Genomic DNA, 21,855 nt, shown 5'->3' on the forward strand with positions numbered 1-21,855 from the left:
CGACGTCCCGGCCGCTCACCCGTAGCGGCGCGGCGTCCGGGCGACACGCCTGGAGCTGTCGTACCGGTCGACGGCGGCAGCCGGAGCGGACTCCTGGAGCGATGTTCTCGAGGGCTTTCCCCCAGGTATGCCCCAGCGCGGCCTCGAGCGACGGAGAAGTCGCGGGTGAGAGAGGCCGAGGGGAGCCCGCTGCACATCCGCTGCGGGCCCGGTGACGGGCCGTCTCGTGGGCCGTCCGAGAGTGGCCCACGACAACCGCCGTCGACCGGCGACGACCACGGGGACGCGGCGGACCGCCGCGCCCCCGTGGCCTGTCCGCCCAGCTAGACCCACGTGTCCAGCCACATCCGCGACCGCCAGTCGTCGATCGGGATCGGGGTGCCCGTGTAGATCGGCCAGAAGTAGATGAAGTTCCAGAGGATCAGGAGGGTCACCACGCCCGCCGCCGTCGCGCCCGCCACGCGGCGGGTGTCGGTGGAGCGGGGCGGGCCGACGACCGCGCCCAGGAGCATCGCCACCGCCAGGCACAGGAACGGCAGGAAGACGACCGCGTAGAAGTAGAAGATCGTGCGTTCCTGGTACAGGAACCAGGGGGCGTAGCCGGCGGCGATGCCGCAGGCGATCGCGCCCGCGCGCCAGTCGCGGCGGAAGAACCAGCGCCACAGCACGTACACCAGGGCGAGGCAGCCCACCCACCACAGCATCGGCGTGCCGAGGGCCAGGACCTCCTGCGCGCACTTCTCGCCCGCGTCCGCCGGGCAGCCGTCCACGCCCGGCGCGGGCGACTCGTAGAAGTACGACACCGGCCGCCCGGCGACGATCCAGCTCCACGGGTTGGACTCGTACGTGTGCGGCGAGGAGAGGCCGACGTGGAAGTCGTACACCTGGGTCTCGTAGTGCCACAGGCTGCGCCACCAGTCGGGGAACAGCCACGACCAGTCGCTCCGCCGGCCGTCGCGGGTGGCCCAGTCGCGGTAGTAGCCGCCGCTGCCGTCGGTGGCGGAGAGGATCCAGCCGGTCCAGGACGCGAAGTACGTGACCACCGCCACCGGCACCGTCGACAGGAACGCCCGGCCCAGGTCCCGCCTCAGCACCGCCCGCCGGGGCCGGACCGCGCCCGCGACCCGGCGCGCGCCGACGTCCCACAGCACGGACATCACGCAGAACGCGGCCATGATGTACAGGCCGTTCCACTTGGTGCCGATCGCCAGGCCCAGCATCAGGCCCGCCGCCAGCCGCCAGGGGCGGAAACCGATCCGGGTGCTCTCGGCGGCCTCCACGTCCGGGCGGGCGCGCCCGTCCGCGTCCACCGGCAGCGCGGCGGCCAGCTTCGCGCGGGCCCTGTCCCGGTCGATCAGCAGGCAGCCGAAGGCGGCCAGCACGAAGAACATCAGCACGCCGTCGAGCAGCGCGGTGCGGCTCATCACGAAGTGCAGCCCGTCCACCGCCATCAGCGCGCCCGCGAGGCAGCCGAGGAACGTGGAGCGGAACAGCCGCCGCCCGATCCGGCACAGCATCAGCACCGACAGCGTGCCGAGCAGCGCCGTCATGAACCGCCAGCCGAACGGGTCGAAGCCGAACAGCAGCTCGCCCAGCCCGATGACGTACTTGCCGACCGGCGGATGGACCACGTACGCCGCGTCCGTGGGGATCGGGACGTCGCCGCCCGAGTCCAGGACGAGCCGGTTGACCTCCTTGTCCCAGTTGACCTCGAACCCGCGGTGGACGAGCGCCCACGCGTCCTTCGCGTAGTACGTCTCGTCGAATATCACCGCCCTGGGACTGCCCAGGTTCCAGAACCGCAGCACCCCCGCCACCAGCGTCACCAGCAGCGGGCCCCCCCACCCCGACCAGCGGACGAGACGGCCGGCCGGCACCGGGGGCACGCCGAGCGTCTTCCACAGCCGGCCCGACGGCCCGGTGTACGGCGGGACCAGGCGGTCGCGGACGTCCCCTCCGGCGGCGGACGTCCGGTGGCCGAAACGCCGCAGCCGGTGCTGCCACGTCTGCCGCTGGTCGAGCGGCGGCTGCTCCTGGCGGGTGTCCGTGGAGGACGCGGTACTGGTCACCGCGCCATCGTAGGGAAAGGCGCTGTGCGAGTCCCGCGCATGGGCGGTATGCCCCGCCTCCGTCCGCTCCTGGGAGGATGACCCCGTGACCGGAACCCTCGTACTCGCAGGCACCCCCATCGGCGATATCTCCGACGCGCCGCCCCGGCTCGCCGAGGAACTCGCCGGAGCCGACGTCGTCGCCGCCGAGGACACGCGGCGGCTGCGCCGGCTGACCCAGGCGCTCGGCGTCACCCCCAAGGGGCGGGTGGTGTCGTACTTCGAGGGCAACGAGACCGCCCGCACGCCCGAACTGGTCGAGGAACTGGCGGGCGGCGCGCGGGTGCTGCTCGTCACCGACGCCGGCATGCCGTCCGTGTCCGACCCCGGCTACCGGCTGGTCGCCGCGGCCGTCGAACGGGACGTCCGGGTCACCGCGGTGCCGGGACCGTCCGCCGTGCTCACCGCGCTCGCCCTGTCCGGGCTGCCCGTCGACCGGTTCTGCTTCGAGGGGTTCCTGCCCCGCAAGGCGGGGGAGCGGCTGGGCCGGCTGCGGGAGGTCGCGGACGAACGCCGCACCCTCGTCTACTTCGAGGCCCCGCACCGCCTCGACGACACCCTCGCCGCGATGGCCGAGGTGTTCGGCGCCGAGCGCCGCGCCGCCGTCTGCCGCGAGCTGACGAAGACGTACGAGGAGGTCCGGCGCGGCCCGCTGGCCGAGCTGGCCGCGTGGGCGGCCGAGGGCGTGCGCGGGGAGATCACCGTGGTCGTCGAGGGCGCACCCGAGAAGGGCCCCGAGGAGACCGACGACGCCGAGCTGGTGCGCCGGGTGCGGGTGCGCGAGGAGGCGGGCGAGCGGCGCAAGGAGGCCATCGCGGCGGTCGCGGCGGAGGCCGGGCTGCCGAAGCGGCAGGTGTTCGACGCGGTGGTGGCGGCCAAGAACGCGGGGGAGCTGCCGTAGGGCAGGGGGCGGCCGGGAACGCGGGGGAGCTGCCGCAGGGACCGTAGGGCGGGGGGCTGCCGTAGGAGCCGGGGCTTCCGCGGGAGGGGTGCGCGCCGCTTCCGTAGGATCGGGAGCATGCCTGCCAACGACCCCGGCAAGAACGCCGCGCCGCCGCTCCCGGAACCCCTGCGGGTGCCGGTCGCGGACTCCCACACGCACCTCGACATGCAGTCCGGCACGGTCGAGGAGGCCCTCGCCAAGGCCGCGTCGGTGGGGGTGACGACCGTGGTGCAGGTCGGCTGCGACCTCAAGGGGTCCCGGTGGGCGGCCGAGACGGCGGCGGCGTACGACGCCGTGCACGCGACGGTCGCGCTGCATCCCAACGAGGCGCCCCGCATCGTGCTCGGCGACCCCGAGGGAGGGTGGTCGCGGCAGGGCGCCCGCGAGCCGGGCGGGGACGCGGCGCTGGACGACGCGCTCGCCGAGATCGACCGGCTGGCCGCGCTGCCGCAGGTCAAGGGCGTCGGCGAGACCGGCCTCGACCACTTCCGCACCGGTGAGGAGGGCAGGCAGGCGCAGGAGCGGTCCTTCCGCGCGCACATCGAGATCGCCAAGCGGCACGGCAAGACGCTGGTCATCCACGACCGCGACGCCCACGCGGACGTGCTGCGCGTGCTGAAGGAGGAGGGCGCCCCCGAGCGCACCGTCTTCCACTGCTACTCCGGGGACGCGGAGATGGCGGAGATCTGCGCCCGCGCCGGCTACTACATGTCGTTCGCCGGCAACGTCACCTTCAAGAACGCGCAGAACCTGCGGGACGCGCTGGCCGTCGCCCCGCTGGAGCTGGTGCTGGTGGAGACCGACGCGCCGTTCCTCACCCCGGCGCCCTACCGCGGGCGGCCCAACGCCCCCTACCTGGTGCCGGTCACCGTGCGTGCCATGGCCGCCGTGCGCGGCATCGACGAGGACACCCTGGCCACCGCGCTCGGCGCCAACACCGCCCGCGCCTTCGGTTACTGAGGACCCGGCCGTGCGCCACGCTCCGTGGCCGTGCCGCTCGGGGGGCGGCCGGCGCTCGGCCGGGTTCCGGGAGCCCCCTCGGGGGTTCCCGGCGGCCGGCCCCGGAGCGTGCCGGCGTGAGCACCACCCCGCGGTTCGGGACGTGCCGGAGGACGTGCCCGGCGCACGCCGTGCGCGGCGGGATCCACGGGGCGGAGACCGTGCCCGCTCCGCCCCGTCCCGCCCCGCTCCGCCGCGCGCCCGCCCGACCGTCGTCCCGGCGGTGGCCGCACCGCGGGGAGCGGCTGCGCGGACGACGGCACCCGCGGTGACCGGGGCGGACCCGGCCGCCCCGTACCCTTGTCCCGTGACCAGCCCCACCCCCGACGCCCTCCTGGGCCCCGCCGACGTCCGTGAACTGGCGGCCGCCCTCGGCGTACGGCCCACCAAGCAGCGCGGCCAGAACTTCGTCATCGACGCCAACACGGTCCGCCGTATCGTGCGTACCGCCGAGGTCCGCCCCGACGACGTGGTCGTCGAGGTCGGCCCCGGGCTCGGCTCGCTCACGCTGGCGCTGCTGGAGGCCGCCGACCGGGTCACGGCGGTGGAGATCGACGACGTGCTGGCCGGTGCGCTGCCCGCCACCGTCGCCGCCCGCATGCCGGAGCGCGCCGGCCGGTTCGCGCTCGTCCACTCCGACGCCATGCACGTCACCGAGCTGCCCGGTCCGGCCCCGACCGCGCTGGTCGCGAACCTCCCCTACAACGTCGCCGTCCCGGTGCTGCTGCACATGCTCGAGACCTTCCCGAGCATCGAGCGCACCCTGGTGATGGTCCAGGCCGAGGTCGCCGACCGGCTCGCCGCCGCCCCCGGCTCGAAGGTGTACGGCGTCCCCTCGGTCAAGGCCAACTGGTACGCCGAGGTGAAGCGGGCCGGGGCCATCGGCCGCACCGTCTTCTGGCCCGCGCCGAACGTCGACAGCGGCCTGGTGTCGCTGGTGCGGCGCGTGGAGCCGCTGAAGACCACCGCGACCCGGCGCGAGGTGTTCGCCGTCGTCGACGCGGCCTTCGCCCAGCGCCGCAAGACGCTGCGCGCCGCCCTCGCCGGATGGGCGGGCTCGGCGGCGGCCGCCGAGGCCGCGCTGGTCGCGGCGGGCGTCTCGCCGCAGGCGCGGGGGGAGTCGCTGACCGTCGAGGAGTTCGCCCGTATCGCCGAGCACGGGCCGCGGCACGCGTCCGACAAGGAGCCCGGTCAGCAGTGAGCGTCACCGTCCGCGTCCCCGCCAAGGTCAACGTCCAGCTCTCGGTCGGCGCGGCCCGCCCCGACGGCTTCCACGAGCTGGCCAACGTCTTCCTCGCGGTCGGCCTGTACGACGAGGTGACCGCCACCCCGTCGCCGGACGGGCTGCGGATCACCTGCGACGGACCCGACGCCGCCCAGGTTCCCCTCGACCGCACCAACCTCGCCGCCCGCGCCGCCCTGGCCCTCGCCGAGCGGTACGGCCGGACGCCGGACGTCCATCTGCACATCGCCAAGGACATCCCCGTCGCGGGCGGCATGGCCGGCGGCAGCGCGGACGGCGCGGGCGCCCTGCTCGCCTGCGACGCGCTGTGGGGCACCGGCGCGAGCCGCGGGGAACTGCTCGACATCTGCGCCGAGCTGGGCAGCGACGTGCCGTTCAGCCTGGTCGGCGGGGCGGCGCTCGGCACCGGGCGGGGCGAGAAGCTGACCGGGCTGGAGGTCGGGGGCGTCTTCCACTGGGTGTTCGCCATGGCCACCCGGGGACTGTCCACGCCGGCGGTCTTCCGCGCGTTCGACCGGCTCGGCGAGGGGCGCGACATCCCGGAGCCGGTCGCGTCCCGGCCGCTGCTCGACGCCCTCGCCGAGGGCGATCCGGACGCCCTCGCCGCCACCGTCACCAACGACCTCCAGCCGGCCGCCCTGTCCCTGTTCCCGGAACTGTCGGACACCCTCGCGGCAGGCCGCGAGGCGGGCGCCCTCGCCGCCCTGGTCTCCGGCTCGGGCCCGACGACGGCCTTCCTCGCCCGCGACGAGGAGGAGGCGGGAGCGATCGCCGAGGCGCTGGAGTCCTCGGCCGCTTGCCGCACGGTGCGCACGGCGACCGGGCCGGTGCCGGGGGCGACGGTGATGTAAGAGTCGGGTCAGAGCTCGTCGATGGCCGTCAGGTCGATGTCGATGCCGTACGGCTTGTCCACCTTGATCCGGTCGCGGTGCATGCCCATGTGCACGTACGCACGAGTGAGCGGGTCCAGTTCGTAGACATGGATGAGCGGCGTCCGGCCGCTGCCGTCCCGCTCGACCCTCCAGAAGTGGGGGATGCCGGCGGCGCCGTACTTGTACGGCTTGGTCGTACGGTCGCGGGACTCCGAGTCCGGGGACACGACCTCGACGGCCAGCACGACGTCCTGCGCCTGATAGCTCGTCTGGTCCGGGCCGCGGACCGCGTCGGCGCGGACCACGCTCACATCGGGCTCCGGTCCGTTGCGCCGGTCCAGGACGATGGTCATTTCGCGCTTCACCCTGTACTTCTTCGGCACGCTCTGCCGCAGGCCACTCACCAGCAGGTCGATCACATCTGCGTGGAAATTGCGCTGCGGACTCACGGTGACGAGGCTCCCGTCGATCAGCTCGGTGTGCGGCGGGAGATCAGGCAGGGTGAACAGGTCGTCCACGGTGTAGCCGTCCGGGGGCGGCACCGGCCAGCGGCGGTGCTCTGCGGGCTCGGCGGTCATGAGTCCTCCCCTGGACGGGATCCTGCTGCCTGCCCACCACGGTAGTCGCCCGATTCCGATCACGTCATCACAAAGGGTGACCATCTCCTCGCGTCACGGCCGCCCTCCGGCAGGGCCTACGCTGGAAAGCTGATCGATCCACCGGGCAGGAGAGAAATGGCCGTCAATCTGGTCAATGTCGAGAACGTCAGCAAGGTGTACGGCACGCGTGCGCTGCTGGACGGGATCTCCCTCGGCGTCTCCGAGGGCGACCGGATCGGGGTCGTGGGGCGCAACGGGGACGGCAAGACCACGCTGATCCGCATGCTGGCCCGGCTCGAGGAGGCGGACAGCGGGCGCGTCACGCACTCCGGCGGGCTGCGGCTCGGCGTGCTCACGCAGCACGACTCGCTCGACCCCGGGGCCACCGTCCGGCACGAGGTCATCGGCGACATGGCCGACCACGAGTGGGCCGGGAACGCCAAGGTCCGCGACGTGCTCACCGGACTGTTCGGCGGACTCGACCTGCCCGGCTTCCCCAAGGGACTCGACACCGTCATCGGGCCGCTGTCCGGCGGCGAGCGGCGCCGGATCGCGCTCGCCAAGCTGCTCATCGAGGAGCAGGACCTGATCGTCCTCGACGAGCCGACCAACCACCTCGACGTCGAGGGCATCGCCTGGCTCGCCGAGCACCTGCGCGACCGCCGCTCCGCGCTCGTCTGCGTCACCCACGACCGGTGGTTCCTCGACCAGGTCTGCACCCGCATGTGGGACGTGCAGCGCGGCACCGTCCACGAGTACGAGGGCGGCTACTCCGACTACGTCTTCGCCCGTGCCGAGCGCGAGCGCATCGCCGCCACCGAGGAGGCCAAGCGGCAGAACCTGGTCCGCAAGGAGCTGGCCTGGCTGCGGCGCGGCGCCCCCGCCCGCACCTCCAAGCCGCGCTTCCGCGTCGAGGCCGCCAACGAGCTGATCAAGGACGTGCCGCCGCCGCGCGACAGCAGCGAGCTGATGAAGTTCGCCTCCTCCCGGCTGGGCAAGACGGTGTTCGACCTGGAGGACGTGACCGTCCAGGCCGGGCCGAAGGTGCTGCTGAAGCACGTGACCTGGCAGCTCGGCCCCGGCGACCGCATCGGCCTGGTCGGCGTCAACGGCGCCGGCAAGACGTCCCTGCTGCGGGCGCTCGCCGAGGCCGCCCGCAGCGAGGGCGAGACGCAACCCGCCGAGGGGCGGATCCGCGTCGGCAGGACGGTCAAGCTGGCCTACCTGTCGCAGGAGGTCGCCGAACTCGACCCCGAGTGGCGGGTGCTGCAGGCCGTGCAGCAGGTGCGGGAGCGCGTCGACCTCGGCAAGGGCCGCGAGATGACCGCGGGCCAGCTCTGCGAGACCTTCGGCTTCAACAAGGAGAAGCAGTGGACGCCCGTCGGGGACCTGTCCGGCGGTGAGCGCCGCCGCCTCCAGCTGCTGCGGCTGCTGATGGACGAGCCCAACGTGCTCTTCCTCGACGAGCCCACCAACGACCTCGACATCGAGACCCTGACCCAGCTCGAGGACCTCCTCGACGGCTGGCCCGGCTCCATGATCGTCATCTCCCACGACCGGTTCTTCGTCGAGCGCACCACCGACCGCGTCTTCGCCCTGCTCGGCGACGGCACCCTGCGGATGCTGCCGCGCGGCGTCGACGAGTACCTGGAGCGCCGCAAGCGCATGGAGGAGGCCGCCGCCTCCGCCCCGTCCGCCGCTCCGGCCCGGAGCGCGGCGCCCGAGAAGAGCGCCGCCGACCAGCGCGCCGCGAAGAAGGAACTCCAGCGGATCGAGCGCCAGCTGGACAAGATCTCGGCCAGGGAGGCCACCCTCCACGCCGCCATCGCCGAGAACGCCACGGACTTCGCGAAAGTGGCCGAACTGGACGCCGAGCTGCGGGACCTGGCCGGTCAGCGCGACGAACTGGAGCTGCGCTGGCTGGAACTCGCCGAGGACGCCTGACCGGCGTGAAAGCCGCGTCACGCGCCCGCGCGCGGGGAGCGCGCGCCGCGTGAAGAGGGCGTGGAGGCACGTAACGGACGCATCACAGGCCGGTCCTCCCTTGGGAACAGGGGAGGACGCGGCCCGGTGGCGTGTCGGTGCCGGGTGATAGAAAGAGCCGTCTGGTAAGTGACCGACGACGACTCTGGGTCATCACGTACCTCAGGGCGTGGCTAAAAATCAGTGAGCAAGGGGGAACGCGCTGATGACTCAGCCGCCCAACCAGCCGCCTCAGGGCGGCTTCGGACCGCCGCAGGATCCGCCGCCGGGCGGTGGCTTCGGACCGCCGCAGACCCCGCCGCCCCCGCAGGACCGGCCGTCCGGCGCCCCGCAGCCCGGGTACGGCCACCCGCAGCAGCCTCCGCAGCAGCCCGGCCCCTACGCCTCCGGGCCGTACGGCCCGCCCGGCCCGTACGGACAGCCGCAGCAGCCGGGCCCGTACGGCCAGCAGCCCGGGTACGGCCACCCGCAGCAGCCCCAGTTCCCCGGCGCGCCCGGCACCCCGCCCGGCGGCGGCTCCCGCAACCCGTTCAAGGGCAAGCCGCTGCTCGTCGCCGCCGCCGCGGTGGCGGTCGCGCTGATCGTCGGCGGCACGGTGTGGGCCGTCTCCGGCGACGACGGGAAGAAGGAGCCGGTCGCCCAGAAGACCGACGACCCCGAGCCGGGCGAGCCCAGCGGCGCCCCGGTCAACCCGGGCGACGGCAGCGGCGACGGCGGCGAGGACCCGCAGGACCTCAACGAGGGCCGTCGGGCGGGCGAGTCCAAGGTGCTCTGGTACAAGGAGGCGCCCGACGCCCCCGGTTCCGGCGCCGAGGCCCCCGGCCTGTGGGTCACCGGCAGGACCGCGGTCAAGGCGGCCTACAAGGACCTCTACGGGTACGACGTCACCGACGGCACGCCCGCCTGGGACACCCTCACCTTCCCGCACAAGATCTGCGCGGTCACCCCGCAGAAGACGGCCGACGACAAGATCGTCGTCGCGCACATGAGCAGCGGCGGCGACCGCGCCAAGTGCAACCAGCTCCAGCTCGTCGACCTCGCCACCGGCGAGAAGGGCTGGACCCAGGAGGTCGCCGACGGCGACCTGTTCGACACCGTGGTGTCCATCGAGATGTCCCTCACCGGCAACACGCTGATGGTGGGCCGCTCCCAGTCCGGCACGGCGTACGACGTGCGCTCCGGCAAGAAGCTGTTCGACTCCAAGCGGTACGGCGACGCCCCCTGCTTCCCGGCCGCGTTCGCGGGCGGCGAGCGACTGATCCAGGTCGCGTCCTGCGGCGCCGGCGGCGCCAACGCCCACGACGAGGTCCGCGAGCTCGACCCCGCCACCGGCAAGGCCAAGTGGACCTACCGGTACGCCAAGGGCTGGAGGGTCGAGCGCGCCTTCTCCGTCGACCCGCTGGTCGTCTACGCCACCAAGCAGGAGGAGGGCAGCGACAAGAAGTCGTGGAACATCGCCGCCTTCACCGCCGCCGGCAAGCTGCGCTCGCAGGTCTCCGTCGACGAGAAGTTCGACCCCGGCTGCGGCTGGGCCATCCTCGCGCGTGACCTCCAGGGCTGCGACGGCGTCGTCGTCGCGGGCGACACCCTCTACCTGCCGACCGCCGCGACCACCGGGGCCAACGAACTGGTCGCCATCAGCCTCGCCGACGGCAAGGAACTGTGGCGCGAGTCCTCCCCCGTGGAGGAGCCGATGGTCCCGGTGAAGGTGGAGAACGGCAGGCTGATCGCGTACGTCGAGCCGTCCTACGACGCCGGCGGCCGCGTCGTCGCCCTGCCGGTCAGCGGCGCGAGCCACGAGCCGGCCGTGCTGATGCAGAACCCGCAGGCGGTCGCCGACATCGAGAACGGCTTCTTCAGCAAGGCGATCGACTGGGTCGACGGCCGCTTCTACCTGTCGACCACCCGGCTGACCGGCAATGACGACGCGAAGGAGAAGTTGATGCTCGCCTACGGCAAGTGAGGCCGTGAGCGCCGTCCACGTCACTTCCCCGCCGCCCGCCGTCCCCTTCCCCGAGGTACCCACGTCATGACCCAGCCTCCCCCGCCGCCCCACCAGCCCCCGCAGCAGCCGGGGTTCGGGCCGCCGCAGGGACCGTCGGAGCCGCAGCAGCCGCCGCAGCAGCCGACGTCCCCGGCACCCGCCACGCCGCCCGCTCCGCAGGCGCCTTCCGGGCAGCCGCCGCAGCAGCCGCCCGCGCAGCCGCCTGCCGGGCCTGATCTGACCAAGGCGCCCCAGCCGGGCTACGGCTACCCGCAGGCGCCGGGGACGCCGCCGCCCGCCGCCCCGCCGACGGCTCCGCAGGGGCCCGGCTACGGCTACCCGCAGCAGCCGCCCGCCGGTTACGGCTACCCCGCCCAGCAGCAGCCGCCCGCCGGTTACGGCTACCCCGCCCAGCAGCCCGGCCCGTACGGTCAGCCCGGCCCGTACGGCCCGCCCGGGCCCTACGGCCAGCCGCAGCAGCCGGGACCGTACGGGCAGCAGTCCCCGTACGTCCACGCGCAGCCGACCGTGCCGATGCAGGCGCAGGCCGGACAGCAGGGCGGCGGACGCAAGATCAACGCCCAGGTGGCCATCATCGTGTCGGCCGTCGTGGCGATCGCCCTGATCGTCGGCGCCGGCGTCTGGTACTCGTCCTCGTCCGGCAAGGACGACGACAGGCGGACCACCGCCGAGGGCGGCGACGGCAAGGGCGAGAAGGGCGACGGCCAGGGCGACGGCGGTTCCGGCGCCGGGGGCGCCACCTCCGGCGAGGCGGAGGAGAAGGCGCCGGCCGACACGGGCTCCAAGGTGCTGTTCCAGGTGCCCGCGCCCCAGGTGCCCAAGGGCGTCTCGAGCGTCCCCACCTCCGGTTCCTGGCTGACCGACACCGTCTACGCCAAGAGCGGGCTGTCGGAGATCACCGGCTACGACCGCAGGACCGGCACCAAGAAGTGGACGCTGGACCTGCCCGGCCCGGTGTGCGCGGCGACCCCGCACCTCACCGAGGACGACAGGACGGCGATCGTCCACAAGCCGGCCATGCCGACCAAGCAGGACCCCAAGTCCTGCACGCAGGTCGCACTGATCGACCTCGAGGCCGGCAAGACGGTGTGGACGAAGACCGCCAAGTCCGGCACCATGCCGGTCAGCTTCAACAACGTGACGCTCAGCGGCGGCACCGTCGCGGCCGGCAGCACCAGCGGCGGCGCCGCCTGGGACATCGCCACCGGCCAGGAGCGGTGGGCGCCGAAGACGTCCGACGCCTGCTACGACTCCGGGTACGGCGGCGGCGCCAAGCTCGTCGCGGTCCGCCGGTGCGGCACGTACGACGAGCGCCAGCTGCACATCCAGGTCGTCGACCCCGCGTCGGGCGACGTCACCGCCGAGTACACGATGGACAAGGGCATCGAGTACGCGGCCGTCGTCTCCACCGACCCGCTGGTCGTGGCCGCCGACGTCGGCGACAGCGCCGGTGACGGCAGCGGCATCTCCGACTTCTTCTCCGTCGACAACAGGACCGGCAAGCTGCGCGCCCGCATCTCCGCGCCGGGCGACGAGTTCGCCGCCCGCTGCGACGGCATCTACAAGCTGGAGAACTGCTCGGGCGTCACGGTCGGCAACGACCGGCTGTACATCGCGACCGAGGAGCACGACAGCGGCGGCGAGTCGTACAGCCAGACCAACGAGATCGTGGCCTTCGACCTGTCCACCGGCAAGCAGACCGGTCAGCGCGCCGACGCCGGCGACGACTACGAGATCTACCCGCTGCGCATGGACGGCCCCAACGTGATCGCGTACAAGCGGCCGCCGTACGACAAGGGCGGGCAGATCGTCAGCATCGACGGCGGCTCCTTCAAGGAGACGCTCCTCATGGAGAACCCGTCGACGGAGGCGGTGCGCGACGTGGAGTCCCGCATGTCCCCGGACTACGCGGAGATCCTCTACGGGCAGGGAGGGCTGTACATGTCCTCCGTGTACGCGAGCGACTTCACGAGCCGCGACAAGGAGTACTCGGTGATCGCCTTCGGTACGGGCTGATCGGTTCCGGCTGATCCTCTTCCGGGCCGACACGGCCCCGGACACGGCCACGACCACGGCCCCGCCCCTGTTCAGGGGCGGGGCCGTTCGCGTACCGCTCGTCACGCGTACCGCCCCTCGGACGCTCTTCGCCATCGAACACGGGAATTTCGGTGGTACCGGGCGATTCTCGCCGGTAGGGGGAGCGCGACGTCGAACAAGCGTGTAGCTTCCGGGGGCATCCGGGGGTGTGTTGTCTGGGGGGATGGTTGTCCGATGGGAGTGCGGCTGATGGTGGTCGACGACCACCGACTGCTCGCCGAGGCGCTGGCGTCGGCGCTGAAGCTGCGAGGGCACAGGGTGCTGGCCGCGGCGGCGCCCGCGGCGGGGGCCGCGGATCTGGTGATCAGCAGGGCGCCGGAGGTCTGTCTGCTGGGGACGGCGGCGCCGGCCGGGGCCGGGACGTTCGATCCGGTGGTGAAGATCAAGCGGGAGCGGCCGCAGGTGGCGGTCGTGGTGCTGGGGCCGGTGCCGTCGCCGCGGGGGATCGCGGCGGCGTTCGCGGCGGGGGCGTCGGGGTACGTCCGGCACGACGAGCGGATCGAGGGCGTCGAGCGGGCGATGCTGAAGGCGCGGGCGGGGGAGGCGGCGGTGGCGCCGGCGCTGTTGCAGGGGGCGTTCGGGGAGCTGCTGAACCCGGCGGCCCAGCCGGATGACGAGGGGGCCCGGTTGTTGCAGATGCTGACGCCGAGGGAGGTGGAGGTGCTGGTGCGGGTCGCGGAGGGGGAGGACACGCGGCTGATCGCGGCGGGGATGGGGATCGCGCCGTCCACGGCGCGGACGCATGTGCAGCGGGTGCTGATGAAACTGGGCGTGGGCTCGAGGCTGGAAGCGGCGGCGCTGGCCGCTCGCACGGGGCTCCTCGAGCGTGCGTCGTCACGGCCGTGAGGGGTCGCTGACGGTTGCGGGACAGCGTCCCGCCCGGTGGGGCGGCGAGGTCCGGCGTCCGCGGCGCAGGGTCGCGGTCCGACGGGGGCGGGCACCGCGTCCACGGCCGGCGGGTGGAGCGGGGCCGCGACGGGGGCGGTCGTCCTCGGCCTGGCGCGAGAGTGCGTGCTGGTCAGGCGTGGGGCGAGGACGCGCCGGCCGCTGCGGGCGCCCACCCCACCCCGTCCGCTCCCCGCCGTACGCGGCTGCACCCCGCCCGCGCCGGGTGGTGCAGAGGCGCACGGGGTGCGCGCCCCCCGTCGGTCGAGGGCGCACACCCCGTGCGGGGGAGGGGTGGGTCAGTGGGCGGACGTGTCCTGGTCGTCCGGGACCGTGTCCGGGGGCGGCGGCGCCGTGGGGCGGAGCCAGAGCCACAGGAGGAACAGGAGGCCGAGGATCAGCATCCCCAGCCCCGTCCAGAGGTTGATGTTGACCCCCTCCGCCTTGTCGATGTCGGCGTCCGACGCGGTGAATCCGGCGATCATCACGATCACCCCGTACACCACGAACAACCCACCGATGATCCGCCGGATGTCGAACAACCGGGCGGCCGTCGCGGACTTGGTCTCCAGCTCGGTGATCTCCTTCTGGAGATCGGCCTCGGAGTAGTGATCGGACATGCTCTCTCAATCCTCCCGCGGTCAGAACGAGAACGGGATGTAGCAGGCGGCAGCCAGGATCACCGCGCCCCAGCCCAGCAGCGCCGGCTTGCGGTACCACGCGTCGTCGCCCTCCGCGGGCGGCTCCGCCATGCCGGGCGAGCGGGTGCCGTACACCAGGCCCTGCAGCTCGGCCTGCGGCTTGGGCGCCGTGAACAGCGACACCGCGACCATGACCACCGCGCCCGCCACGAAGCCCGCGATCGCGGAGACGAAGTTGGCGCCCTGGTCGGTGGGGATGTCGATGATGCCCTGCTCGTAGATGACGAAGTAGTTGACCATCGCGGCGGTGGTGCCGGCGAGCAGGCCCCAGAAGCCGGACTTCATGGACGCGCGCTTCCAGAACATGCCGATGATGAAGACGACGAACATCGGCACGTTGAAGAAGGAGAACAGCGTCTGGAGGTAGGCCATGATGTTGGAGAAGGAGCTGGCCAGGAACGCCGTGCCGATCGAGGCCAGGACGCCGATCGCGGTGATCAGGCGGCCGAAGCGGACGTAGTACGCGTCCTCGCGGCCCTTCACCACGTACTTCGCCCAGATGTCGGCGGTGAAGACGGTGTTGAAGGAGGAGACGTTCGCCGCCATGCCCGCCATGAACGCGGCCAGCAGACCGGTCACGGCGATGCCGAGCACGCCGTTGGGCAGGAACTGCTGCATCAGGTAGGGGATCGCGTCGTTGTACTGCAGGTCCGAGCCGGCGGTGCCGATCCGGGGGACCAGCACGGCGGCGACCAGACCGGGGATCATCACCAGGAAGACGATGAAGATCTTCGGGAACGCGGCGATCAGCGGGGTGCGCTGGGCCGCCGAGAGGTTCTTCGCGGACAGCGCGCGCTGCACCTCGGCGAAGTTGGTCGTCCAGTAGCCGAAGGACAGGACGAAGCCGAGACCGAGGACGATGGTCAGCCAGTTGGCGCCGAGCGGGTTGTCGCTGCCGATGCCGGTCCCGCCCCAGGAGGTCATGAAGTCCGCGCCGCGTGACTGCGTGAGGGAGTCGGACAGGCCGTCCCAGCCGCCGACGCTCTTCAGGCTGAGCACGGTGATCGGGATGAGCGCGGCGAGGATGACGAAGAACTGCAGGACCTCGTTGTAGATGGCCGAGGAGAGGCCGCCGAGGGTGATGTAGGCGAGGACGAAGAAGCCGGCGACGACGATGGACACCCACTGGGGCCAGCCCAGCAGGGCCTCGACGACGATGGCGAGCGCGTAGAGGTTCACCCCGGCGATCAGGATGGCGGCGGCCGCGAAGAGGACCGCGCTGAGCAGGTGGGCCGCCTTGTCGAAGCGCAGCAGCAGGAACTCGGGGACCGAGCGGACCTTGCTGCCGTAGTAGAAGGGCATCATCACCAGGCCCAGGAAGACCATGGCGGGGATGGCGCCGATCCAGTACCAGTGCGTGGTGTAGACGCCGTACTGCGCGCTGTTCGCGGCCATGCCGAGGATCTCGGTGGCGCCCAGGTTGGCGGCGATGAACGCGAGCCCGGTGATCCACGCGGGCAGGGAGCGGCCGGAGAGGAAGAAGTCCAGGCTGGTCTTGACCGAGCGGCGGGCGGCGAAGCCGATGCCCAGCACGACGACGAAGTAGATCCCGAGGATCGTGTAGTCCAGCCAGTTGGTGGGGAGCCGAAGCTCCGCGGCCAGGTATGTGGGGGTATGCATACGCACTCGCTTCGTTCGCGAACTGATCCGACGCGGAAGATACGCCTCCGTGTTCAATGACTGAACACGTTCCTGCACGTTCTTTGTTTGATCGTGATGAGACCGCTTGCTGGTGGGTTGTGATGTGTTATGTTCGATTGTGTTGGGTGATTGGCGGGTGCGGAGGAGTGCCACAGTGAAGAAGACCTCGACCCGGCTGGCCGACGGGCGTGAGCTCATCTACTACGACCTCGCCGACGACACCGTGCGCGACGCGGTCGACCGCCGTCCGCTGGACGCCACCGTGACCACGTCCGAGATCCGCCGTGACGAGCTGCTGGGCGACTGCGTCGCCATCGCCTCGCACCGGCAGGGCCGTACGTATCACCCGCCGGCCGACGAGTGCCCGCTGTGCCCGTCGGAGGGCGACCGGCTGAGCGAGATCCCCGACTCGTCGTACGACGTGGTGGTCTTCGAGAACCGCTTCCCCTCGCTCGCCGGCGACTCCGGCCGCTGCGAGGTCGTGTGCTTCACCTCCGACCACCACGCCTCCTTCGCCGGTCTGAGCGAACGGCAGGCGCGACTGGTGCTGGACGCCTGGACGGACCGCACGGCCGAGCTGTCGCATCTGCCCTCCGTTGAACAGGTGTTCTGCTTCGAGAACCGGGGGGCCGAGATCGGGGTCACCCTCCAGCACCCGCACGGGCAGATCTACGCCTACCCCTTCACCACCCCCCGCACCGCCCTGATGCTGCGCCAAGTGGCGGCACACAAGGAGGCGACCGGCGGAGAGAACCTGTTCGACGCCGTGGTCGAGCGGGAACGCGCCGGCGAGCGTGTCGTCCTTGAGGGTGAACACTGGGTGGCGTTCGTGCCGTACGCGGCGCACTGGCCGTACGAGGTCCACCTGTACCCCAGGCGCAGGGTGCCCGACCTGCTGGGACTGGGTGAGGCGGCGCGCGCGGAGTTCCCCCGGATGTACCTGGAACTGCTGAGGCGCTTCGACCGGATCTTCGGGGAGAACGAGCCGCCCACGCCGTACATCGCCGCCTGGCACCAGGCGCCGTTCGGCCCGCCGGCGGAGTCCGCCGGCGTCACGCGCGACGACTTCGCCCTGCACCTGGAGCTTTTCACCATCCGCCGTACGTCCGGCAAGCTGAAGTTCCTCGCGGGCTCCGAGTCCGGCATGAACGTGTTCATCAATGACGTGCCGCCGGAGCGCGCGGCCGAGCGACTGCGGGAGGTAGCGAGTTCATGAGCGGGAAGTACCTGGTCACCGGGGGCGCCGGTTACGTCGGCAGCGTCGTCGCCCAGCATCTGGTCGAGGCCGGTCACGAGGTCGTCGTGCTCGACAACCTCTCCACCGGCTTCCGCGAGGGCGTCCCCGCGGACGCCGCCTTCATCGAGGGCGACATCCGCGACGCCGCCAAGTGGCTGGACCCCTCCTACGACGGCGTGCTGCACTTCGCCGCCTTCTCCCAGGTCGGCGAGTCCGTGCAGAAGCCCGAGAAGTACTGGGACAACAACGTCGGCGGCACCATGGCGCTGCTCGGCGCGATGCGCGAGGCCGGCGTGCGCCGCCTGGTGTTCTCCTCCACGGCCGCCACGTACGGCGAGCCCGAGCAGGTCCCGATCCTGGAGACCGCCCCCACCCGTCCCACCAGCCCCTACGGCGCCTCCAAGCTCGCCGTCGACCACATGATCACCGGCGAGGCGCAGGCCCACGGACTCGGCGCGGTCTCCCTGCGCTACTTCAACGTCGCCGGCGCCTACGGCGCCTACGGCGAGCGCCACGACCCCGAGTCGCACCTCATCCCCCTGGTGCTCCAGGTCGCCCAGGGCCGGCGCGAGGCGATCTCCGTCTACGGCGACGACTACCCGACGCCCGACGGCACCTGCGTCCGCGACTACATCCACGTCGCCGACCTGGCCGAGGCCCACCTGCTCGCGCTGAAGGCGGCCACGCCCGGCGAGCACCTGGTGTGCAACCTCGGCAACGGCAACGGCTTCTCCGTCCGCGAGGTCATCGAGACCGTCCGCAAGGTCACCGGGCACCCGATCCCCGAGGCCGTCGCACCCCGCCGGGGCGGCGACCCCGCGGTCCTGGTGGCGTCCGCCGCCACGGCCCGCGAGAAGCTCGGCTGGAACCCGTCACGCGCGAACCTCGAGGGGATCGTCGCGGACGCGTGGCAGTTCGCGCAGCGGCGCGGCGACCAGAAGGCAACGAAGGGTCAGGGGTCCAGGGCATGAGCGAGTCCAGCGCGGCCACCGCGGAAGCCGTCGCCGAACGGTTCGAGAAGCTGTACGGGAGCGCGCCCGACGGGGTGTGGGAGGCCCCCGGCCGGGTCAACCTCATCGGCGAGCACACCGACTACAACGACGGCTTCGTCATGCCGTTCGCCCTGCCGCACACGGCGGTCGCGGCGGTGTCCCGGCGCGACGACGGCGTGCTGCGCCTGCACTCCGCCGACATCGGCGGCTCCGTCGTGGAGCTCGCCGTCGACGACCTCGCCCCCGAGTCCGACAAGCGCTGGACCGCCTACCCGGCGGGCGTGGTGTGGGCGCTGCGCGAGGCGGGGCACGCGGTCACCGGCGCGGACGTCCACCTGGCCTCCACCGTCCCGGCGGGCGCCGGCCTGTCCTCCTCGGCCGCCCTGGAGGTCGTCGTCGCCCTGGCGCTGAACGACCTCTTCGGCCTCGGCCTGCGCGGCTGGCAGCTCGCCCGCCTCTCGCAGCGCGCGGAGAACGTCTACGTCGGCGCGCCCGTCGGCATCATGGACCAGACGGCGTCCGCCTGCTGCGAGGCGGGCCACGCGCTGTTCCTCGACACCCGCGACCTGTCCCAGCGGCAGATCCCCTTCGACCTGGCCGCCGAGGGCATGCGCCTGCTGGTCGTCGACACACAGGTCAAGCACAGCCACAGCGAGGGCGAGTACGGCAAGCGCCGCGAGGGCTGCGAGAAGGGCGCCGCCCTCCTCGGCGTCGACGCCCTGCGGGACGTGCCCTACGAGGACCTGGACGGGGCGCTGGCACGCCTCGGCGACGAGGAGGAGGTCCGCCGCCTGGTCCGCCACGTGGTGACGGAGGACCACCGCGTCGAGCAGGTCGTCTCCCTCCTGGAGTCCGGCGACACCCGCGCCATCGGCCCCCTCCTGATCGAGGGCCACGCCTCCCTGCGCGACGACTTCCGCGTCTCCTGCCCCGAACTCGACCTGGCCGTCGACACGGCGGTCGCCGCCGGCGCCCTGGGCGCCCGCATGACGGGCGGCGGCTTCGGCGGCTCGGCGATCGTCCTGGCGGAGGAGACGGACGTCCCGGCCCTCACGAAGGCGGTGGAGGAAGCCTTCGCCGCGGCGGACTACAAGACGCCCCGCGTCTTCGAGGCGGTGCCTTCGGCGGGGGCGCGGCGGGTGCGGTAGGCGCCGCGCTCGCGTCGGATGCCCCGCCCACGGCCGTCGCCGGGCGGGGCGTTCCCCCGCCCGGCCGCTCCGGACGGTCGTCCAGGACTCCGAGCACAGCCCCGGCGCACTGCGCTGCACGAGCCCGGCGGCCTGCTCACCGAGCTCACCCCTCCCGGTGATGGCCTCACCACAGGGCGCGCTGCCCGCCGTCACGTACGGGACACCGCCCGGTCCTGGGAACTGCCGGCGGAGGCTGTGGGCGACCTGGAGCCGGTCACCACGTCCGTGACGGTCAGCGTGACCGACGAGGGCGGGGAGGCGCGGCCGTGGTGCCCGTGGCGCCGGGCGTGGAACAGGAGCACGGACGAGGTGTGACGTCCAGGGGCGGGTCAGGGCGAACCGCCCTGCGTGAAGCCGCCCCTGACGCTCACCCCAACCGCTTCGTCAGCGTGTACTCCGTGATCCCCGGCGGGTAGTCCGGGATCACGCACACCACCTCGTAGCCCTGCTTCTTGTAGAAGCCCGGGGCCTGGAAGTCCCAGGTCTCCACGCGGGAGTGCGTGCAGGCGCGTTCGGCGGCGGCCAGGCGTTCCGCCTCGGTGAGGAGGGCGGAGCCGAGGCCCGCGCCGCGGTGGGGGGCGTCGACCCACAGGTAGGTCACGTGCAGCCAGGCCGTCCAGGTGTGGCCGACCAGGCCGCCCGCGAGTTCGCCGTTCGCGTCCAACGCCCACACATGCAAAGGGGATTGCCGCTCGGCGGGGGTGCCGCGCAGGGCGCGCAGGACGGGGGAGGCCGCCGTGTTGGTGTCCCGGAGCCGCTTGTGGAGCAGATCGCGTCGGGCTTTGTCGACTTCTGTCTCAAGACGAAACATGCGGCACACCATAAACGCGCAAGGCCGCAAGTTCTGCAAATCTGCTTCCGCTCCGGGCCCCCGCCCGTACTCTGATGAACAGCGCCGGTGGGGGTCGGCGCGTGTTCAGGGGCGAGACGGCCGGGCACGGCGTCCGGGGCGGGGGCGGCGGCTGGCGCGCGGCGGCGACCGTGCGGACAGCGCCGGCCCGTCCCGCTCCGGTGAGGAAAAGCCGCGGGGGCCTCGGTGCCGTGTCCGCGCCGGTGTCGTCCACCGGCGACGGGGTAGTCCCCTGCTCTGGGAAGAGCATGGGGGAGGGGGTTACGTGGTTCGCATTCGAGTCCTGGTCGTCGACGACCATCGCATCTTCGCCGAGTCGCTGGCCGCGGCGCTGGCCGCGGAGCCCGACGTCGAGGTGTCCGCGGCGGGCAGCGGCCCCGCGGCGCTGCGCTGCCTGGAGCGGGCGGCAGCCGAGGGGCGCCGGTTCGACGTGCTGCTCGTCGACGCCGACCTGGGCGTCCCGGCGCCGGACGGACGCCCGGCCGTGCCCGTGCAGGCGGTCGGCGAGAACGGCTCCGTGGACGGCATCTCCCTGGTGGGCGGGGTGCGTTCGGCCCAGCCGCAGGCGCGGGTCGTCGTGCTCGCCGAGAAGGACGACCCGGCCCGCGCCGCCCTCGCCCTGCAGGCGGGCGCCTCCGGCTGGGTCGCCAAGGACTGCTCGCTGAGCCGGCTGCTCACCGTCATCCGCGGTGTGCTGCGCGACGAGACCCACCTTCCTCCCGCCCTGCTGACCGGCGTCCTGCGGGAGCTGACCGCCGCCCGGCGGCACCGCACGGAGAGCGAGCGGCTCGTGGAGTCGCTGACCCCGCGCGAGCGGGAGGTGCTGCGCTGCATGGTCGCGGGCCTGGGGCGCAAGGCGGTCGCCGAGCGCCTGTACCTGTCCCCGCACACCGTGCGCACCCACATGCAGAACGTCCTCGGCAAGCTGGGCGTGCACTCCACGCTGGCCGCGGTGGCTCTCGCCCGGCGGGCGGGCGTCGGACCGGTCGACCTATCCGGGGATGTTGTCGAACGGGGCGGTCAACTGGCGTAGCAGTCCGGCCAGTTCCATCCGCTGGGCGCGGGTGAGCTCTCCGAGGATGGCCCGCTCCTGGGCGAGCAGCCCGGCCAGCGCCTGGTCCGCGCGGTCCTTGCCCTCCTCGGTCAGCCGCACCAGCACACCGCGCCGGTCACTGGGGTCCGGCAGCCGCTCCACCAGGCCCTTCTTGGTGAGCCGGTCGATGCGGTTGGTCATCGTGCCCGAGGTGACGAGTGTCTGGGTGAGGAGCTGCCCGGGGGAGAGCTGGTACGGGGTGCCCGCGCGGCGCAGCGCGGTCAGCACGTCGAACTCCCAGGACTCCAGGCCGTGCTCGGTGAAGGCGAGGCGGCGCGCCCGGTCCAGGTGCCGGGCCAGTCTGCTGACCCGGCTGAGCACCTCGAGCGGTTCCACGTCGAGGTCCGGGCGCTCCCGGCGCCACGCTGCGACCAGCCGATCGACCTCGTCCTCCATAAGGATCAGTGTAGTGGTTGT

Annotated in this window: 19 protein-coding genes; 12 read left to right on the top strand and 7 right to left on the bottom strand. The window is 72.7% G+C overall.

What is annotated here, in order from left to right; genetic code table 11:
- Positions 1–323 precede the first annotated feature (323 nt).
- A complete protein-coding gene (locus C1708_RS19130; RefSeq protein ID WP_106413820.1) occupies positions 324–2,069 on the bottom strand; it encodes a dolichyl-phosphate-mannose--protein mannosyltransferase in 1,746 nt (581 codons plus the stop codon).
- A gap of 85 nt (positions 2,070–2,154) precedes the next feature.
- Between C1708_RS19130 and rsmI the strand changes: the two genes are divergently transcribed.
- From rsmI to C1708_RS19150, 4 genes are all read left to right on the top strand, one after another.
- On the top strand, positions 2,155–3,009 hold the full coding sequence (gene rsmI / locus C1708_RS19135) for a 16S rRNA (cytidine(1402)-2'-O)-methyltransferase (protein ID WP_106413821.1): 855 nt from the start codon (positions 2,155–2,157) through the stop codon (positions 3,007–3,009).
- A gap of 117 nt (positions 3,010–3,126) precedes the next feature.
- Positions 3,127–4,011, top strand: a complete 885-nt coding sequence (locus C1708_RS19140) for a TatD family hydrolase (RefSeq protein ID WP_106413822.1) — start codon at positions 3,127–3,129, stop codon at positions 4,009–4,011.
- Positions 4,012–4,357: 346 nt separating this feature from the next.
- Positions 4,358–5,251 carry a 16S rRNA (adenine(1518)-N(6)/adenine(1519)-N(6))-dimethyltransferase RsmA gene (gene rsmA, locus C1708_RS19145; RefSeq protein ID WP_106413823.1) on the top strand — a complete coding sequence of 298 codons (894 nt, stop codon included), beginning with the start codon at positions 4,358–4,360 and terminating at the stop codon, positions 5,249–5,251.
- Positions 5,248–6,144: a 4-(cytidine 5'-diphospho)-2-C-methyl-D-erythritol kinase gene (locus C1708_RS19150; protein ID WP_106413824.1), complete on the top strand. Its 897-nt coding sequence runs from the start codon at positions 5,248–5,250 to the stop codon at positions 6,142–6,144. Before rsmA ends, C1708_RS19150 begins: the two co-directional genes overlap by 4 nt.
- 8 nt (positions 6,145–6,152) lie before the next feature.
- On the opposite strand, the gene C1708_RS19155 is transcribed toward C1708_RS19150, so the two are convergent.
- A complete protein-coding gene (locus C1708_RS19155; RefSeq protein WP_106413825.1) occupies positions 6,153–6,743 on the bottom strand; it encodes a Uma2 family endonuclease in 591 nt (196 codons plus the stop codon).
- A 156-nt stretch (positions 6,744–6,899) separates the two neighbouring features.
- Between C1708_RS19155 and C1708_RS19160 the strand changes: the two genes are divergently transcribed.
- The 4 genes from C1708_RS19160 to C1708_RS19175 all read left to right on the top strand — a co-directional run bounded on the left by C1708_RS19160 (position 6,900) and on the right by C1708_RS19175 (position 13,695).
- Positions 6,900–8,708, top strand: coding sequence for an ABC-F family ATP-binding cassette domain-containing protein (locus tag C1708_RS19160; protein ID WP_106413826.1), 1,809 nt, complete (start codon positions 6,900–6,902; stop codon positions 8,706–8,708).
- Positions 8,709–8,952: 244 nt separating this feature from the next.
- Positions 8,953–10,710 (top strand): outer membrane protein assembly factor BamB family protein, encoded by a 1,758-nt coding sequence (locus tag C1708_RS19165; RefSeq protein ID WP_106413827.1) that lies wholly within the window; start codon positions 8,953–8,955, stop codon positions 10,708–10,710.
- Positions 10,711–10,776: 66 nt separating this feature from the next.
- Positions 10,777–12,768 carry an outer membrane protein assembly factor BamB family protein gene (locus C1708_RS19170; RefSeq protein WP_106413828.1) on the top strand — a complete coding sequence of 664 codons (1,992 nt, stop codon included), beginning with the start codon at positions 10,777–10,779 and terminating at the stop codon, positions 12,766–12,768.
- Positions 12,769–13,023: 255 nt separating this feature from the next.
- A complete protein-coding gene (locus C1708_RS19175; RefSeq protein WP_106413829.1) occupies positions 13,024–13,695 on the top strand; it encodes a helix-turn-helix transcriptional regulator in 672 nt (223 codons plus the stop codon).
- A gap of 338 nt (positions 13,696–14,033) precedes the next feature.
- Here C1708_RS19175 and C1708_RS19180 read toward each other — a convergent pair whose 3' ends face one another.
- The gene (locus C1708_RS19180; RefSeq protein ID WP_106413830.1) at positions 14,034–14,354 is read right to left on the bottom strand and encodes a hypothetical protein; all 321 of its coding nucleotides are present in this window, start codon (positions 14,352–14,354) and stop codon (positions 14,034–14,036) included.
- 21 nt (positions 14,355–14,375) lie between these two features.
- The gene (locus C1708_RS19185; protein WP_106413831.1) at positions 14,376–16,055 is read right to left on the bottom strand and encodes a sodium:solute symporter family protein; all 1,680 of its coding nucleotides are present in this window, start codon (positions 16,053–16,055) and stop codon (positions 14,376–14,378) included.
- Positions 16,056–16,230: 175 nt separating this feature from the next.
- Between C1708_RS19185 and galT the strand changes: the two genes are divergently transcribed.
- Genes galT through galK form a run of 3 tightly spaced genes read left to right on the top strand, consistent with a single transcriptional unit; the run spans position 16,231 to position 19,453 of the window.
- The gene (galT, locus tag C1708_RS19190; protein ID WP_106413832.1) at positions 16,231–17,292 is read left to right on the top strand and encodes a galactose-1-phosphate uridylyltransferase; all 1,062 of its coding nucleotides are present in this window, start codon (positions 16,231–16,233) and stop codon (positions 17,290–17,292) included.
- Positions 17,289–18,284, top strand: a complete 996-nt coding sequence (galE, locus tag C1708_RS19195; protein ID WP_106413833.1) for a UDP-glucose 4-epimerase GalE — start codon at positions 17,289–17,291, stop codon at positions 18,282–18,284. The genes galT and galE overlap by 4 nt, the downstream gene beginning before the upstream one ends.
- A complete protein-coding gene (gene galK, locus C1708_RS19200) occupies positions 18,281–19,453 on the top strand; it encodes a galactokinase (RefSeq protein WP_106413834.1) in 1,173 nt (390 codons plus the stop codon). Before galE ends, galK begins: the two co-directional genes overlap by 4 nt.
- Before the next feature lie 191 nt (positions 19,454–19,644).
- Here the strand turns inward: galK and C1708_RS34030 are convergent, their stop codons facing one another.
- Together C1708_RS34030 and C1708_RS19205 are read right to left on the bottom strand one after the other, a co-directional pair.
- On the bottom strand, positions 19,645–19,797 hold the full coding sequence (locus tag C1708_RS34030) for a hypothetical protein (protein WP_157951282.1): 153 nt from the start codon (positions 19,795–19,797) through the stop codon (positions 19,645–19,647).
- A 65-nt stretch (positions 19,798–19,862) separates the two neighbouring features.
- The gene (locus C1708_RS19205) at positions 19,863–20,318 is read right to left on the bottom strand and encodes a GNAT family N-acetyltransferase (protein ID WP_106413835.1); all 456 of its coding nucleotides are present in this window, start codon (positions 20,316–20,318) and stop codon (positions 19,863–19,865) included.
- 292 nt (positions 20,319–20,610) lie between these two features.
- Here C1708_RS19205 and C1708_RS19210 point away from each other — a divergent pair, with 292 nt between their 5' ends.
- Positions 20,611–21,378, top strand: coding sequence for a LuxR C-terminal-related transcriptional regulator (locus tag C1708_RS19210; RefSeq protein WP_106413836.1), 768 nt, complete (start codon positions 20,611–20,613; stop codon positions 21,376–21,378).
- On the opposite strand, the gene C1708_RS19215 is transcribed toward C1708_RS19210, so the two are convergent.
- Positions 21,337–21,834, bottom strand: a complete 498-nt coding sequence (locus C1708_RS19215; RefSeq protein WP_106413837.1) for a MarR family winged helix-turn-helix transcriptional regulator — start codon at positions 21,832–21,834, stop codon at positions 21,337–21,339. The two genes, C1708_RS19210 and C1708_RS19215, sit on opposite strands and share 42 nt — an antisense overlap.
- Positions 21,835–21,855 lie beyond the last annotated feature (21 nt).

It is taken from the genome of Streptomyces sp. DH-12, assembly GCF_002899455.1.
Taxonomy (GTDB): Bacteria; Actinomycetota; Actinomycetes; order Streptomycetales; family Streptomycetaceae; genus Streptomyces.